Source organism: Microbacterium sp. Cr-K32 (assembly GCF_000708345.1).
GTDB classification, from domain to species: domain Bacteria; phylum Actinomycetota; class Actinomycetes; order Actinomycetales; family Microbacteriaceae; genus Microbacterium; species Microbacterium maritypicum_A.
Genome location: NZ_JARD01000028.1, coordinates 40155 through 55697 on the forward strand (window position 1 = coordinate 40155; position 15543 = coordinate 55697).

Below are 15543 nucleotides of genomic sequence, written 5' to 3' on the forward strand. Positions count from 1 at the left end.
TAACCCCTGCGGGAGGATCGGCGCAGCGATCAGAGCAGCTCCGCCGTCTGCCGCGCGATCTGCAGCTCCTCGTCGGTCGGCACGACGAGGACCATCACCGGAGAGGCATCCGTGGAGATCCGGCGGATGCCGCGCTCTCGTGCCGCATTCCTGGCGGGGTCGATCTCCACACCGGCGAAGCCGAGCGTCGCCATCGCACCGGCACGCACCGGCGCGGCGTTCTCGCCCACGCCGGCGGTGAAGGAGATGACGTCCACTCCCCCCAGCTGTGCAATGTAGGCGCCGGCGTAGGCGCGCAGCCGGTGCACGTACACGTCGAACGCGAGCATCGCCGCGCCTTCCCCCGCCTCGACGCCCGCGAGGATGTCGCGCATGTCGCTGCGCCCGGCGAGACCGGCGAGTCCGCTGCGGGTGTTCAACAGAGAATCGAGGTCGTCGATCGACAGCCCGGCACGGCGCGACAGGTGCACGAGCGCGGCCGGATCGATGTCGCCCGAGCGCGTGCCCATGACGAGCCCCTCGAGAGGGGTGAGCCCCATCGATGTCTCCACCGAGCGGCCGCCGTCGATCGCGGTCACCGAGGCCCCGTTGCCGAGGTGGAACACCAGCTGCCGGAGATCCCCGAGGTCACGACCGAGGAACGCGGCGGCGGACTCGCTGACGTACTGGTGACTCGTGCCGTGGAAGCCGTAGCGGCGCACCCGGTGCTCCGCGGCGAGCGCCGCATCGATCGCGTAGGTGTAGGCGGCGGGAGGGAGCGTCTGATGGAAGGCCGTGTCGAACACCGCGACGTGCGGAACGCCGTCGAACACGGCGCGCGCGGCGAGGATGCCGGCGAGGTTCGCGGGGTTGTGCAACGGTGCGAGCACCGCGAGCTCGTCGATCTGCCGCTCCACGTCGGCATCGATCAGCGTGGGGGCGTAGAAGCGGGCGCCGCCGTGAACCACACGGTGCCCGACAGCGACGGGGCGATGCTCGTCGAGAGAGGGGCCGTGCGTAACGAACTGCTCGCGCATCACCTCGAAGGCGGCGGCGTGATCGGCGATCGGCCTCTCACTGCGGTAGGTGGCGTCGAGCATGGTCGGCACGGCGTCGCCGTCGACCGCGGGGCGCACCGTGTGCGCGACCGGGCTGATCTCCTGACCGATGCGCTCGATCAGCCCGCTCGCGAGCAGATTCTCCTGCTCGATGTCGATCAGGCTGTACTTCAACGAGGAGGAGCCGCTGTTGATGACCAGGATGGCGCTCATGCCGCCTCTCCCGCCTGCTCGGCTCCCTGCGCCTGGATCGCCGTGATCGCCACCGTGTTGACGATGTCGTCGACGAGCGCACCGCGGGAGAGGTCGTTGATCGGCTTGTTGAGCCCCTGCAGCACCGGGCCGATCGCGACGGCGCCGGCTGAGCGCTGCACGGCCTTGTAGGTGTTGTTGCCGGTGTTCAGGTCGGGGAAGACGAACACGGTCGCCCGTCCGGCCACAGCGGAGCCGGGGAGCTTGGCCTTGGCCACCGCCGCATCCGCGGCGGCGTCGTACTGGATCGGCCCCTCGACAGGGAGCTCGGGCGCCCGTTCGCGCACGAGGGCGGTGGCGGCGCGCACCTTGTCGACGTCCGCACCGGATCCGGACTCCCCCGTCGAGTACGACAGCATCGCCACGCGCGGATCGATGCCGAACTGCCGGGCGGTCGTCGCGGAGGAGATCGCGATGTCGGCGAGCTGCTCGCTGGTCGGGTCGGGGATCACGGCGCAGTCGCCGTAGACGAGCACGCGGTCGGCGAGCGCCATCAGGAACACGCTGGAGACCACGTTCACTCCCGGCTTGGTCTTGATGATCTCGAACGACGGGCGGATCGTGTGAGCGGTGGTGTGCGCGGCGCCCGACACCATCCCGTCGGCGAGGCCGAGGTGCACCATCATCGTGCCGAAATACGACACGTCGGTCACCGTGTCCGCCGCCTGGGCGAGCGTGATGCCCTTGTGGGCCCGTAGCCGGGCGTACTCCGCGGCGAAACGCTCGACCAGCTCGGGATCGGTCGGGCTGAGCACCTGGGCCGCCGTGATGTCGACGCCGAGTTCGACGGCGCGGGCGCGGATGGTTGCCTCGTCGCCGAGGATCGTCAGGTCGGCGACCTCTCTCGCGAGCAGCGTGGCCGCGGCGCGCAGGATGCGATCGTCGTCCCCCTCCGGCAGCACGATGCGGCGGCGGTCCCCGCGTGCGCGTTCGATGAGTCCGTACTGGAACATCAGCGGAGTCACCACGTGAGCCTCGGCGAGGCCGAGCTGCTCGGTGAGCTCGGCGATGTCGACATGCGCCTGGAAGAGGCCGAGCGCACGGTCATAGCGGCTGCGCGAATCGGCGGAGATGCGTCCGCGGGTGCTCATCACGCGCACCGCCGTGTCATAGGTGCCGAGATCCGTCGTGATGATCGGCACCGACGAGGCAAAGCCGTCGAGCAGTCGCACGATCGGCTCCGGCAGCGGGAACGGCCCGTTCAGGATGATGCCGGCGATGCGGGGGAAGGTGCCGGACGAATCGGCGAGCAGCGCAGCCAGCAGTACCTCGGTGCGGTCGGCGGGGATCACCACGACCGCCTCCTCGGTCAGTCGGGGCAGCACGTTCACCATCGACATGCCCGCGACGACGATCGTCAGCGCCTCCCTCGTGAGACGATCGTCGTCGCCCTTGAGCAGCGTGCCGTCGACGGCCGCGAGGATGCCACGGATCGACGGCGCGACGAGAGCACGGTCCTCGGGGATCGCCCATACCGGCGTGCTCTCCGCGGGGAGCGCGGCATGCACCGCCTCGATGATGGCGTCGAGCGCCTCCGGGTCGGCGCGGTTGACCGCGACGGCGAACAGCTCCGCCCGCTCCTCCGTCAACTCGGACAGGGCGAGCGCCGCGATCTGCGCGATCGCGGCGGCCGACCGCGCCGTGGTGGTCCCCAACTGCTCGGCCTGGCGCTGCTGGTCGCGACCGCTGAGAACGAGGAGCACCGGGGCTCCGAGGTTGGCGGCGATCCTGGCGTTGAAACCGAGCTCCGCAGGGCTGGCCACATCGGTGTAGTCGCTGCCGATGACGACGACGGCATCGCACTGGGCCTCGACCGCCTTGAACCGCGCGACGATGGTCGACAGGGCGCCCTCCGGGTCGGCCCTCACATCGTCGTAGGTGACGCCGATGCAGTCCTCGTAGTCGAGGTTCACCCCGTCGTGCGCGAGCATCAGTTCGAGGATCTCGTCGCGCGCGGTGACCGAGCGGGCGATCGGACGGAACACGCCCACCCGCGGCGAGACGCGCATCAGAGCGTCGAGCGCCCCGAGGGCGATCGTCGACTTTCCGGTATGGCCTTCGGCCGAGGTGATGTAGATGCTCTGCGCCACGACTTCAGCTTAGGCGCGGCATCCATGAACGCACCGAGCGTCTCACCGGGTCAAATGCCGCGACGTCACTCGCACGGTCCGGACATCGCATCGACGACCGCCGTGGCATCCGCCTGGAACCGCGAGTAGTAGTCGCGGTCGGTGTTGATCTGCACCCGGTGGATCGCGTGGGAGGGCTCCATCGTCTGCCAGTCCGGGAGCCGTCCGAGGCGATCGAAGAACAGCGTCGTCGCGGTCGCCGGATCCATCCGCTGCTCCACGCTTCCCCACCACTCCTGCTGCTGGAAGAGTCCGATGCTGGTCGTCCGGGTTCCATCGGGGTTGGTGAATCCGCGCGTCTCCCAGTCGCCGTAGTCGATGTTGCGCAGGCTGCTCTCCCCCATCGCCGTCATCACCCCGAGGATCTGCCCCTCACGCGCGTAGCCGAGAACCGCGGCGGTGCGGATGATGGTGGCCGCGTTCTCGAGCTGCTCACCACTCCATCCCTCGATGCCCTCCGCAGGAAACGTCTGCGGGCGGTCGATGCAGATCGGCGCGGGATCGCGCGCGAGCCCCAGGGGGATGAGCACGAACAGACCGACGGCGACGACGACGGCGCCCCCGGAGATCAGGATGCGCTGCAGGATCTTCCGCCGGCGCAGACGATTCGCCGCCTGCCGTCGCGCGCCGGGACCGCGGCGTTTCCTGGTCTTCTTGGTGTTCGTCGTGCTCTTCGTGCGCGTGCCTCTGGTTGCCGGCTTCTTCGTCGCCGGCCTGCGTCCGGCCCGCGATGCCGGTGCGGCGTTCATGGCGCGAGGGCTCCGCCGGTTCGCGGCCGGCGGCCGGCGAGGGCGGCGATGCCACCTCCGATGGCCCCGAACAGATGCCCCTGCCAGGAGATGCCGTCGGCCACACCGAAGACGCCGGCCAGCATCGAGCCGCCGTACAGCGCGATCACGACGATCGCGATCACGGCGTACAGGATGCGGTGCGCCACACGGCCGGGGGCGAACACCCGCATCACGACGTACCCGAAGTAGCCGAAGACCAGCCCCGACGCCCCGACCGTCAGAGTGCCGGGAGCGTTGAACATCCAGGTGCCGATGCCCCCGACGACGGCGACGATCGCGGTGACGGTCCAGAACCGTCGCGTGCCCTCGACCGCGACGAGACAGCCGAGCACCAGGAACGGGACGGAGTTCGCGATGAGATGCTGCCAGTTCGCGTGCAGGAGCGGCCCGAGCACGATGCCGCCGAGTCCGGAGACGTCCCAGGACCGCAGCCCGAATCCGGTGAACGAGCCGGGGAGGATCGCGTCGGCGAACTGCACGACCCACATCGCGACGAGCAGCAGCACCGGCGAGGCGAATCGGCCGAGCGGATGCTGCGTCTGCGGCGGCGGGGTGACGGTCACCGGACGATTGTCGCAGGTGCACCCACGAGAGGGCTGTGCGCCCGGGGCGAGAAGCCCGCACACGAACGAGACGCCCGCACAAAGAAAATGACTCTCCGCGCACCCAGCAGAGCCCGGTTACCCTTGCTGCGTTTCCGCCCTGGGGGAATTGGCCTGGATGCCGCCACGCGGAGAGCCGTCAACCATCCTAACCCGACCGGCGCGATGGTCCGAACCGCGCACGTCTCCACGTGCATCCTCAGGGGAACCTGCCAGAGCGGCGCACCCCGTGCAGGGTTACGATCGAGTCACGCGCACCGCAGCGCCGACGTGAGAGGGAACGCATGCCAGAGAACGCCCCCCTGACCCCGGTATCGATGGATGCCGAGAGGTTCGCCGCACAGACGTCTGCGATCCTCGGCTCGATCGGCCAGGTCATCGACGGCAAGCCGGACGCGGTGCGCAGCGCTCTCGTATGCCTCCTCGCCGAGGGGCACCTGCTGATCGAAGACGTTCCAGGGGTCGGCAAGACCATGCTCGCCAGGGCCCTCGCCGCGAGCGTGGATGCGACGGTGCGCCGCATCCAGTTCACGCCCGATCTGCTGCCCGGCGACGTCACGGGGGTGTCCGTCTACAACCCCGTGGATCGCGAATTCGAATTCAAGCGCGGCGCGGTGTTCGCGCACATCGTGATCGCCGACGAGATCAACCGCTCCTCCCCCAAGACGCAGTCCGCTCTGCTGGAGGCGATGGAGGAGGGGCAGGTCACCGTCGACGGCTCTACGCACCTGCTGCCCCAGCCGTTCCTGGTCGTCGCGACCCAGAACCCGCTGGAGATGGAGGGGACCTACGCCCTGCCCGAAGCGCAGCGCGATCGGTTCATGATGCGGATCTCGATGGGGTATCCGGATGCCGCCGCCGAGGCTCTCATGCTGCGCCAGCGTGATGTCGTCAGCCCCCTCGCGGCTGTGTCGCCCGTCGCCGACGCGGCGTCCATCGCCCACCTCATCGCCTGGGCGCGCTCGGTGCACGTGGCCCCCGCGCTCGAGGAGTACGCTGTCGCGCTCGCCCAAGCCACCCGCTCCGACCCGAACCTGCATCTCGGTGCGAGCCCTCGGGCCACCCTGCAGCTGGTCAGGGCCGCGAAGGTGTGGGCTGCTCTCGACGGACGCGAGTACGTGATCCCCGACGACATCACCGCGCTGCTCATCCCTGTGCTGGCGCACCGCCTGCTCCCGGCCAGGGGCGCACATCGCGCCGGCGCGCAACCGGTCGAGGCCGCCCTCACCCAGATCGTCGAGCGGGTGCGTGTCCCCGTCGCGACGCGTTCCTGACAGACCTCATCATGCGAAGACGTCGATCCCTCACCGGCCGCGGTGCCGGAGCGCTCGTCGCCGCGCTCGGCTGCATGATCGCCGCGAACCTCCTCGGCACGCGCGTCCTGCTCTACATCGGCGTGCTGCTCGCGGCCGTCACGCTCTTCTCCCTCATCGCGGTGCGATTGCCACGACGATCCGGAACGGTCACCCGCCAGATCTCGACCGATCTGCTGACCGTGTCCGAGACGTCACGAGTGACGGTGCGGTTCTCGCTGCGAGCGATCCGGGTGCCGCGGGGGCTCTGGCACGATGTGCTCCCCGACGCGGTCTCCGGAGACTCCGGCGGTGAATATCCCCCCGAGACCGGCCAGCTGACGTACCTCATCACCGGTGTTCGACGCGGCGTCTGGCCCCTCGGGCCGCTGATGCTGCGCACAGTCGACCCGTTCGGTCTGGCGCAGCGCGAGCAGGCATTCGGCGAGACGAGGAGCGTGACGGTCGTTCCCGAGGTGTTCGCGCTCGCCCCGCTGGCCGTGCGTGTCGGTGCCGCCGGCGGCACCGCGCACACCTCCTCCACCCGGCTCGGGCAGGGAAGCGACAACCTCTCGCCCCGCGGATACATCCCGGGCGACTCGATGCGCCGTATCCACTGGCGGGCGACCGCGCATCGCGGTCAGTTGATGGTGCGTCAGGAAGAGGAGGAGTCCAGCCCCGACGCAGTGGTCGTGCTCGACCGCAGCGGGCGCCGTTGGGACGCACCGGGCACCGACGAGGATCCCGCCTTCGAAGCAGCGGTCTCCCTGTGCGCCTCCGCGGCCGTGCACCTCGCATCGGAGGGGTACAGCGTCGACGTTCTCGACAGCGCAGGAACGCTGCTCGGCGCGCTTCGCGGGCATGAAGACGATCGCGACGGTCTGCTCGCTGCGCTCGCGACGGTCACCCCGCGCGGAGAGAGCCGTGACCTGATGGCGCTCGTCGGCGGCACCCCGCCCGGTCCGCTCGTCTACATCACGGGCCGCCTCGACGAGGAGGATGCGGCCCTGCTGCGTTCAGCAGGTGCCGCTGCACCGATGCTGTTCAGCACAGAGCTGCTCCCCGGCGCCACCGAGGCCTCCGTCCGCCATGGATGGACGGTGGCCCCACTCGGGGACGACATCCCCGCGGCGTGGGAAGACGCCGTCTCTGCCCGGATCGGGGTCGGCGATGTTCCGCGCTGAGCAGGCCCCGCCGGCGCCGACCGTCGCCACGCGCAGGCCGGCCTTCTGGCACCGCGACCACGAGGAGCCGGCCGGCATCGTCGGCCCCGGCGCACTCGCGGCGATGGCGGCGCTCACGGCGATGTGGCCGTTCACCTCGGTGATCGGCCCCGGGGCGTGGTCCTTCACCGTGATCGCCGTGATCGTCGCCGTGGCGGGCACCGGGATGCTGACGCGACACCTGCTGCGGCGACGAGCGGCGTGGGCGCAGGACATCGTCACCTTCGCCGTGCAGATCGTGGTCGCCATCGCCGTCGTGACGCTGCTCGTGGCCGGCGACACCGCCATCTTCGGGATCGTCCCGACATCGGCGACGCTGACGCTGTTCGGCGTGCTCGGGGCCTCCGCCGTCGAGGCCGTGGTGTTCGGATCCGCGCCGTTGGATCCCTCCCCCGGCCTCGCTGCGGTGATGGGCATCGGCTTCGCGGTCGTCGCGATCCTCCTCGACCATCTCGTCGCGCATCGTTCGGCCGTGCTGGCCGTCCTCTTGACCGGCGTCATCGGTGCCGTGCCGATGATCGTCACGCTCGGCGACACGAACGTGGCCTGGTTCCTGCTCTTCGGCGCGGTCGCCCTGCTCCTCCTCCGCTACACCGCACGCCGGCATCCGGAATCCCCGCGCCGCTCGTCGACGTCGTTGGCCGTCGCGCTCGGAGCCGCCGCGCTGGCGACGACAGTGGCCATCGCCCCGATGATGCCCGTCACCGCGAGCCTCGCCGGCAACGGGGTCGGCGTCACGGTCGACGCCTCGCTGCGTCTCGGAGACGACCTGCGCCAGCCCAATCCGGTCGAAGTCCTCACCGTTGCCGCGAAAGGCGACACGGCACCGTACCTGCGTCTGACCACGCTCTCGCGCTTCGACGGCCGCGTCTGGCAGCCGGACGACGGCGACCTGCAGGCGCAGAACGACGGATTCGGTCCCCCGGAATGGGGCGAGGACATCGCGACGGAAGAACAGAACACCTCCATCCGCGTGCTGCGAATGTCGAGTTCCTGGCTCCCGGTGCCCTATCCCGCCACCGCCGTGCAGGGACTCAGCAATGCCTGGAGGATCGCCCCCGAGAATCGCACGCTGTACTCCCGCGGCGCGGACGCCGTCGGGAACGACTACACGGTCACGTCGTCGAGATTGATCCCCACCCTCGAGCAGATCCGCGCGATCGATGCCGCCGCCCCCGTCGTCGATCCCGATGCCGAACCGGTCGAGCTCCCCGGGATCATCGGTGAGCTCGCGGACGACGTGACCGCGGCGGCGAGCACCGACTACGACCGGCTCATCGCGCTGCAGAACTGGTTCCGCTCGCAGTTCGCCTACTCGCTGGAGACCCCGGTGGAGGAAGGCTTCGACGGCACCGGGGCGGAAGCCGTCGCGGAATTCCTCGAGGCGCGGTCGGGATACTGCGTCCATTTCGCGGGGGCGTTCGCGTTGATGGCGGAGAGCCTGGGCATGCAGGTGCGCATCGTCGTCGGATACCTTCCCGGTTCGCTGACCGACGAGAAGCGCGGCAGCGAGTCGGTGTTCTCCGTGACCAGCGACCGGCTGCACTCCTGGCCGGAGGTGCTGTTCCCCGGTATCGGATGGGTTCCGTTCGAGCCCACCGCGTCTCTGGGTGTGCCCACCGCCTTCCGTCCCGGAGCGACGCAGGGTGGAGGTGCCGGAAGCCCGTCCGCCCCGGCCCCGACCACGGCACCGCAGGCCGAGCAGACCTCGGGTCCCGAGATCGACCGCAACGATGCCGGCGGCGACGCGGCCAGCGGCGACGATCTGCGCCGCCTCGACCCGACGCCGGTGGTCTTCACAGCCCTCGGCATCGTCGTGCTGCTCCTGCTTCCCGCACTGATCCGGCTCGTGGAACGCCGAGCGCGGCTGAACAGGGCACGTCGAGGAGATTCCGCTGCGGCATGGGCGGAACTCCGGGACACCCTGATCGACCTGCAGATCCCGGTGTCTGACGCCGACACGCCACGCACGCGCGCGGCAGGACTGGTGCGGCAGAACGGCGTGGGGGCCGAGGCGATACGACACCTCACCGATGCGGTCGAGCGCTCGAACTACGCCCGCCCCGGCGAGGCGACGGACGACCTCGCCGAGCCGTTGGGCGACGTTCTCACGAGCCTGCGGCAGAGCGCCGATCGGGCCACCAGGGTGCGGGCCGTGCTGATCCCGCGTTCCCTGTACGCCCCGAGAGCCGCCGAGCCCGGTGTGACGATCTGACCCGTCAGGCAGCGTGAGAGGTGCAGGGCACAGCGCCGCACTCCTCGCACACCACGAACTGCGATCGGCACGAGAGATCGGGGCAGTTCGCGGTGCGCTTGGTCGCCGCCCCGCATCCTACGCATTCTCCGATGACCGCGGCATGGTCGGAGAAGTCCACGGAGCCCCGGCCGTCGAAGACGTAGAGCGATCCGTCCCACAGGCCGTCGTCGCCGTACTTCTCGCCGTATCGGACGATGCCGCCCTCGAGCTGGTAGACCTCACCGAACCCGCGGGCGGTCATCAGACTCGACAGCACCTCGCAGCGGATGCCGCCGGTGCAGTACGTGACCACGGGCTTGCCCTTGAGGTCGTCGTAGACGCCCGAATCGAGAAGCTCGACGAAATCCCTGGTCGTCTCGGTGTCGGGGACGACCGCGCCACGGAAGCGTCCGATCTGCGCTTCGAGCGCGTTCCGACCGTCGAAGAACACCACATCGTCGCCACGTTCGTCGATCAGACCGTGCAGTTCTTCGGGCGTCAGACGCGTGCCGCCGCCGACGACGCCGTTCTCGTCGACGCGGAGCTCACCGGGCGCACCGAACGACACGATCTCCTCGCGCACCTTGACGCTGAGCTTGGGGAAGTCGAGGCTTCGTCCCTCGGCGTCCACACCGGTCCCCTCGCTCCACTTGATGTCGGCGTCGGCGAACGGACGGTATGAGCGGAACGAGCGCAGCCATTTCTTCAGCGCGCCGATGTCGCCGCCGAGGGTGCCGTTGATGCCGTCCTTCGAGATGAGCAGACGTCCGCGCAGTCCGAGCGCCTCACCGAGGTCTCGCTGCCAGACGCGGATGGCATCGGGATCGGCAAGAGGAGTGAAGGCGTAGAAGAGGACGATCTTGGGTGTTGCCACCTAGGGATCCTACGTCGTCTCCGCGCCGACATCACGCTTCATGAAAGCCGCTCCCCCGGCGAGGAGCGCGGCGAGCACCCAGCCTGCGGTCGCCCAGAGCGCCAGGGAGCTCTCGAGAAGATCGTTCCGCGGGATGCCCATGGCTGACACGTCGAATCCGAGGGCTCGGAGCATCACGAGGGGCGGGAGATAGCCGGCGCCGGAGCTCCAGAACATCGTGAGAAGCAGCGCCCCGCTCATCGACATCGACACCACGAAGAGAGCGACGAGATGAACCTGTACGACGACTCCCAGCCCCATCCCCCAGAGCCCGGCGACCGCCCCGAGGGCGAGAGTCGATGCCACAGTCGCTCCATCGAGGGTCGCACCGCCCCGGGACACGTTCAGCGCGATCTGCCCGACGACGACGACGGTGAGCGCCACGATCGCCCCTCCCAGAGCGGCCGTCGGCATCCTGGCGACGAAGATCGTCCACCGGGGCAGCATCATCAGACGTTGCGCGATGACACCGTCCCGGCGGTCGATCGTGTATCGGAAGGAGCCGTAGACCGCCGCGAGGACCGCTCCGTACGTCGCGAGCACGACGGTGAAAGACTCGGCGAACGCGGATCGGACGCCCGCCGGGGCCTCCGCGAAGTCGGGCGGAATACTCGTCGCCACGGCGAGCGACATCAGCAGCGCCGCTGCCACCATCCCGAGGAGGACCACGTCACCGGCGAAGCTGCGCGCCTGCGCGCGAAGCGCCCGGCCGATCACGCGGCTCCCCGACGTCCCCTGAACCAGGCGATCACGACGAGAGCTGCGGCCCAGACGAGCCCGACACCGAGTGCGGGCGCGAACTCGAGCAGTCGCCCCTGGTAGCCGGGAACACCCAGCGCGGCGAGTGCCAATCCGGGCGAGAACTTCGCCACCTCCGGCGCCGTGCGCACGAGTGCGAGCTCCACGACCATCGGAAAGATGAGGACGATACCTGCCGTCAGGTAGTAGTTGCGGGTGATCCAGCCGACGGACACTCCGATCAGTGCACCGAGGACCGCGCCGGCCAGCGCGCCGGCATACAGCTGCCACGACTCCGGTGTGAGAGCGAGCGCCAGTCCGTTCCGGATCAGGATCACGGAGACGCCCCCTGTCCAGAGGACGAAGATGCACACCGACAGCGCGACGGCGGCCAACACCGCCGCGACGAGCTTTCCCCCGAAGACGCGACGGAAGCCGACCCCGGTGAGCGTTCTGTCCATCGAGCCGTAGTAGTACTCCCGCGTGACGGAGTACGCACCGACGAACGCCGCGGAGACGACCGACCAGGCGAGCGGCTCCAGCAGGCGCGCGGTGGCCGTGCCGGGATCGACACCGGCGAACTCGAAGCGGGAACCGTCGGAGACGAGCACGAATACCGGCATGAGCAGGGCCACGAGATAGACCGGCAGGACGGAGAGTCCGCTCACTGCACGCAGCGCTTCGCTGCGGATCGCGTTCCTCATGCTGCCGCTTCTCCCACGAGATCGAAGTACTTGCTCTCGAGGGAGTCGCCGTCGTCCGTGACGAGGTCGTGCAACCGCCCCGCGAAGAGTGCACGGCGCTTGATCACGACGACCTCGTCCACGAATTGCTCGAGTTCCGCCAGCTGATGGCTGGCGACCAGCACGGTGCCGCCGCGTTCGGCGAAGCTCCGCAGGAACCGGCGAAGCCACCGGATGCCGTCGGGGTCGAGCCCGTTCGCCGGCTCGTCCAGGATGAGCGTCCGGGGTGAACCCACAAGAGCGGTCGCCAACCCGAGCCTCTGTGCCATCCCCGTCGAGAACGTCTTCACGCGACGGTCGGCATCCGCGGCGAGCCCCACCTCCTGGAGCACCTCGTCGACACGGTCCCGGGGTGCGCCGGCCGCGAGGCGGGAGATCTCCAGGTGCCGTCTCGCCGTGATGCCCAGCTCGAAGCCGAACCCGTCCATATGAACGCCCACGTGCGATGCGGGGTTGTCGAGCGCGGAGAACGGCGCACCGTCGATGACGCAGTCGCCACTGGTCGGAGTGATCAACCCCACCAGTGCCCGCAGCGTCGTCGACTTTCCCGCCCCGTTCGGGCCGAGGAGTCCGACGACCGTCCCCCGCGGCACGTCGAACGACAGTTCCTCGACGGCCGTTCGGCGCCCGTACCTCTTCGTGAGTCCTCGGACTTCAATCGCGTGGTCGCTCATTCTCTTCCTCTTCTTCTCTCTCGCCCTGGAGCGCTGTCAGCGGCAGCATCACGCCTCTCGCCCAGAGCGCCTGCCACAGGTCCGTCTCACCGAGCTCGACCCGCGCCTGACCCGTCGGGGGCAGGCCGTCGCTCTTCCCGGCGACGAGCACCTCGGCGACGACCACCGCAGGGATCGCCACCCCATCCGCCGTCACGGGAAACAGCGCGTCGAGTGGCACCGTCGTCGGCGTCGGAGGCAGCGGCCTGGCTGTGCCCTCTCCCACCGGCACGTTCGCGACCATGCCACTGCTCATCAACACGACCGGGGCGCCCGCCGGCACCTCCGCCTCGGTGTCGGCGCCTGCGCCTGCGCCTGCTCCTGCGCCTGCGCCTGCTCCTGCGCGAAGGAGCATCACCCGGCCCCCGTCTACGGAGAAGCCGAGCGTGTCGGTGACGGGTACGCGGATGAGGGCTCCGGCGGTCACGATGCTCGCGACCACCACCGCCCCGACGCACACGAACCGGAGCCGGGAGACACCCGAGCGGAGGACTCGCCGCAGGGCTTTCGCCAGCAGAGCCACACCGACGAGGACGACGACGGCTTCCAACACGACCACCAGCAGGCCGAGGACCGGTCCTCCTCCGGCGAGCGCTTGAGCGGTGCGTGCGACGGCGAACACGACCATCACGACCGGGGCGGCAAGACTGGCGAGGCCGAACGGAACGCTCCACGCGGTGTCCAGGGCTCTGCCGATCCGCCGACCGCCGAACAGGAATCGGGTCAGGAAGTTCGAGGCGTCGCGGATGGCGCGTCCCCGGAGGTTCGGCTCGTCGAGCGCGCTCATGAGTGCGATGTACCCGTCGAACCGCACGAACGGGATCAGGTTGACGATGACGACGGCGATGCAGGAGAGAGCGAGCAGCAGCATCGCCCTGTCGGTCTCCGGCTGCGGAAGCGCGAGAGCGGCGATGAGCGCGACGGCGGCGATGACCGCATGCACTGCGGGGCCGGCCAACGCGATCGCCACGCGTTGCGATCTCTTCGGGAGGCGCCAGCCGTCGGTCACGTCCACGAAGAACGCGGGGGTGAGGTAGAAGAGCATGAAGCCGGCACGACGGGGGCTCCCGCCGAAGCGGGCGAGGGTGAGTCCATGGGCGGCCTCATGGAGCAGCGTCGCGAGCGAGAGCACCGCGATCAGGATCAGCAGGCCGGTCAAGGGCATCGGCGTGGTCAGGACGCTCAGCAGGTCCCGCGCCTGAACGATGGCGGCCACGAGCCCTCCGCCGAGCAGCACCACCACCGATGCCAGGACCACCCGAGCCGGCAGCCGGACGATCACACGATCCGCGCGCCGGAAGAGGGCGGGAGCACGGAGCGTCGCGATCTGCAGGGTGAATGGCGGGCGGTAGGTCAGCCGCCCGGGCGGGAGGATCGCGTCGCCCTTCAGGAGTCCGCTGGCGCGGAAGCGCTCGGCGAGGTCGAGGAAGTCCTCCAGCGATTCGGATGCGGCGAAGCGCAGGTGCAGGTCGCGGAGCGCGGTCTCGCCGTTCATCGCCGAGAGCAGGTCGGCGACCGACCGGGACACCCTCGACGACGGCACTCCGTGGATCGTCGCTATCCATGCCCTGTCGTCGGCCCCTTCCTCGAAAGCGACACCGGAGGCGAGGCTCGGGCATGCATCGGCAGAGAGCCGAACCCTCGCGCGGGAGCCGCGTCGACGCGGGGAGTCAGCCGGTGGCATCGTCGTCCACCGTTCCCGAGGATCCCGCCCACGACGTCGTGAGCAGGAGGATCTCCACCCCGCGGTCGGTGCGGACGGGCGACACGGCAGGTGCCGCGAAGCCCGCGTCGACGAGCTCCCCGGCGAGGACGTCATGGCCGAGCACCTGCAGGCGGCTCGTGAGCACCGTCGCTTCGAGGCCGGCCGCGATGTCGGCGACGCGCACCCAGTTGACCACTCGCGCCGCTCCGCCGTCTTCCATCTGCTGCGCGAAGAGGTAGGTCTCCTCGCCCTGCGGACCGGGGACGCCGATCTCCTGCGTTCTCGACACCGCCAGGCTCTGCGCCGCCGCGCCTCCCGCGACGGTGAAGGCGAACACGCCTCCCGCGGCGAGGTGACGACGCACACTCCCGTACAGGAGCGAGCGCCCCGCACGATCGAGCAAGGTGATGGATGTGGCGCCGATGATCACGAGACCGTATCGCCGCCCCAGGGAGAAGTCGCGCATGTCCGCCACGACGCACTCCACCGTCGATCGCGCAGGAAGCGCTCGACGCAGGTGGGAGAGCATGTCGTCGGAGAGATCGATCGCGGTGACCTCTCTTCCCGTTCTCACCAGCGGAACCGTCAACCTCCCGCCGCCCGCGGCGATGTCGAGGATGGGGTCGTCGGTCTTCCTCGCGAGCGCCAGCACCTCTCGAATCTCTGCACGGTCGGTACCGACCAATCGCTCATAGAAGTCGGTGCCCTCCCCGGAGTACAGATCCAGCTCCCGGGGAACCGCGCCCGCGGTCTCGAGCCGCGCCGATACTGCTTCGGTGATCAAACCGGACATTCACACATCGCCTCTCAACGGGAGCGATGGGGTGCGGGCGGGCATGCTCCACCCGCACCCCGGGGATTAGGTTGCGATCGCTGCCGCGCCGCCGATGATGGCAATGATGTAGCTGGCGTGCTCCCACCATTCCAACGGTGCGTCGATCTGTTCGAGTTCCGTGAACTCCAGAGACGTCATCTGCAATCTGCACCTCCTTCTCGAGCTGTCGGTCGCCGCCCTATGTCAGGGCGAGAATTCCGATGATGACTCCCACGGCGAATCCTCGGATGTAGTCGTCGGTGTCGTTCAGGGCTTCCATGGCCTCGAGTTCCGTGAACTCGAGCGTCGGCGTTGCGGTGTGCATCTTCACCTCCCTTCCGTGTCGCTGCGCGTG

The 15543-nt window shown here is 69.4% G+C and carries 15 protein-coding genes and 1 other RNA gene; 3 read left to right on the top strand and 13 right to left on the bottom strand.

All coding sequences use genetic code 11. From position 1 onward, the window contains the following. Positions 1–29 precede the first annotated feature (29 nt). The 5 genes from GZ64_RS0114535 to ffs all read right to left on the bottom strand — a co-directional run bounded on the left by GZ64_RS0114535 (position 30) and on the right by ffs (position 4952). Positions 30–1250: an acetate/propionate family kinase gene (locus GZ64_RS0114535; RefSeq protein ID WP_029267284.1), complete on the bottom strand. Its 1221-nt coding sequence runs from the start codon at positions 1248–1250 to the stop codon at positions 30–32. Next, on the bottom strand, positions 1247–3379 hold the full coding sequence (pta, locus tag GZ64_RS0114540) for a phosphate acetyltransferase (protein ID WP_029258723.1): 2133 nt from the start codon (positions 3377–3379) through the stop codon (positions 1247–1249). Before pta ends, GZ64_RS0114535 begins: the two co-directional genes overlap by 4 nt. 65 nt (positions 3380–3444) lie before the next feature. Further along, positions 3445–4167, bottom strand: a complete 723-nt coding sequence (locus GZ64_RS0114545) for a hypothetical protein (RefSeq protein ID WP_021199146.1) — start codon at positions 4165–4167, stop codon at positions 3445–3447. Then, entirely contained in the window at positions 4164–4772 is a 609-nt protein-coding gene (locus GZ64_RS0114550) for a rhomboid family intramembrane serine protease (RefSeq protein WP_029267286.1), read from the bottom strand. Before GZ64_RS0114550 ends, GZ64_RS0114545 begins: the two co-directional genes overlap by 4 nt. 83 nt (positions 4773–4855) lie before the next feature. Continuing rightward, positions 4856–4952, bottom strand: an RNA gene (gene ffs / locus GZ64_RS19745) — signal recognition particle sRNA small type. Between the two features lie 143 nt (positions 4953–5095). Between ffs and GZ64_RS0114555 the strand changes: the two genes are divergently transcribed. The 3 genes from GZ64_RS0114555 to GZ64_RS0114565 are packed head-to-tail and all read left to right on the top strand — an operon-like array spanning position 5096 to position 9541. Further along, positions 5096–6085, top strand: coding sequence for an AAA family ATPase (locus GZ64_RS0114555; RefSeq protein WP_021199148.1), 990 nt, complete (start codon positions 5096–5098; stop codon positions 6083–6085). 11 nt (positions 6086–6096) lie between these two features. Next, positions 6097–7287: a DUF58 domain-containing protein gene (locus GZ64_RS0114560; RefSeq protein WP_021199149.1), complete on the top strand. Its 1191-nt coding sequence runs from the start codon at positions 6097–6099 to the stop codon at positions 7285–7287. Continuing rightward, positions 7274–9541 carry a DUF3488 and transglutaminase-like domain-containing protein gene (locus GZ64_RS0114565; RefSeq protein ID WP_029267288.1) on the top strand — a complete coding sequence of 756 codons (2268 nt, stop codon included), beginning with the start codon at positions 7274–7276 and terminating at the stop codon, positions 9539–9541. Before GZ64_RS0114560 ends, GZ64_RS0114565 begins: the two co-directional genes overlap by 14 nt. Positions 9542–9545: 4 nt before the next feature. Here the strand turns inward: GZ64_RS0114565 and trhO are convergent, their stop codons facing one another. The 8 genes from trhO to mpaA2 all read right to left on the bottom strand — a co-directional run bounded on the left by trhO (position 9546) and on the right by mpaA2 (position 15513). Next, positions 9546–10436 carry an oxygen-dependent tRNA uridine(34) hydroxylase TrhO gene (gene trhO, locus GZ64_RS0114570; protein WP_029267290.1) on the bottom strand — a complete coding sequence of 297 codons (891 nt, stop codon included), beginning with the start codon at positions 10434–10436 and terminating at the stop codon, positions 9546–9548. A gap of 9 nt (positions 10437–10445) precedes the next feature. Then, complete coding sequence (locus tag GZ64_RS0114575; protein ID WP_029267292.1) at positions 10446–11192, bottom strand: hypothetical protein; 747 nt, start codon at positions 11190–11192, stop codon at positions 10446–10448. After that, on the bottom strand, positions 11189–11917 hold the full coding sequence (locus GZ64_RS0114580) for a hypothetical protein (protein ID WP_029267293.1): 729 nt from the start codon (positions 11915–11917) through the stop codon (positions 11189–11191). Before GZ64_RS0114580 ends, GZ64_RS0114575 begins: the two co-directional genes overlap by 4 nt. Next, entirely contained in the window at positions 11914–12630 is a 717-nt protein-coding gene (locus GZ64_RS0114585; protein ID WP_029267295.1) for an ATP-binding cassette domain-containing protein, read from the bottom strand. The genes GZ64_RS0114580 and GZ64_RS0114585 overlap by 4 nt, the downstream gene beginning before the upstream one ends. Further along, positions 12611–14353, bottom strand: coding sequence for a daptide biosynthesis intramembrane metalloprotease (mpaP, locus tag GZ64_RS0114590; RefSeq protein WP_168441084.1), 1743 nt, complete (start codon positions 14351–14353; stop codon positions 12611–12613). The genes GZ64_RS0114585 and mpaP overlap by 20 nt, the downstream gene beginning before the upstream one ends. Then, a complete protein-coding gene (gene mpaM, locus GZ64_RS0114595) occupies positions 14340–15167 on the bottom strand; it encodes a daptide-type RiPP biosynthesis methyltransferase (RefSeq protein WP_029267300.1) in 828 nt (275 codons plus the stop codon). Before mpaM ends, mpaP begins: the two co-directional genes overlap by 14 nt. A gap of 66 nt (positions 15168–15233) precedes the next feature. Further along, positions 15234–15347 (bottom strand): MpaA3 family daptide-type RiPP, encoded by a 114-nt coding sequence (gene mpaA3 / locus GZ64_RS20305; RefSeq protein ID WP_021199157.1) that lies wholly within the window; start codon positions 15345–15347, stop codon positions 15234–15236. A 40-nt stretch (positions 15348–15387) separates the two neighbouring features. Then, on the bottom strand, positions 15388–15513 hold the full coding sequence (mpaA2, locus tag GZ64_RS20275; RefSeq protein ID WP_269320225.1) for an MpaA2 family daptide-type RiPP: 126 nt from the start codon (positions 15511–15513) through the stop codon (positions 15388–15390). Between the last annotated feature and the right edge of the window lie 30 nt (positions 15514–15543).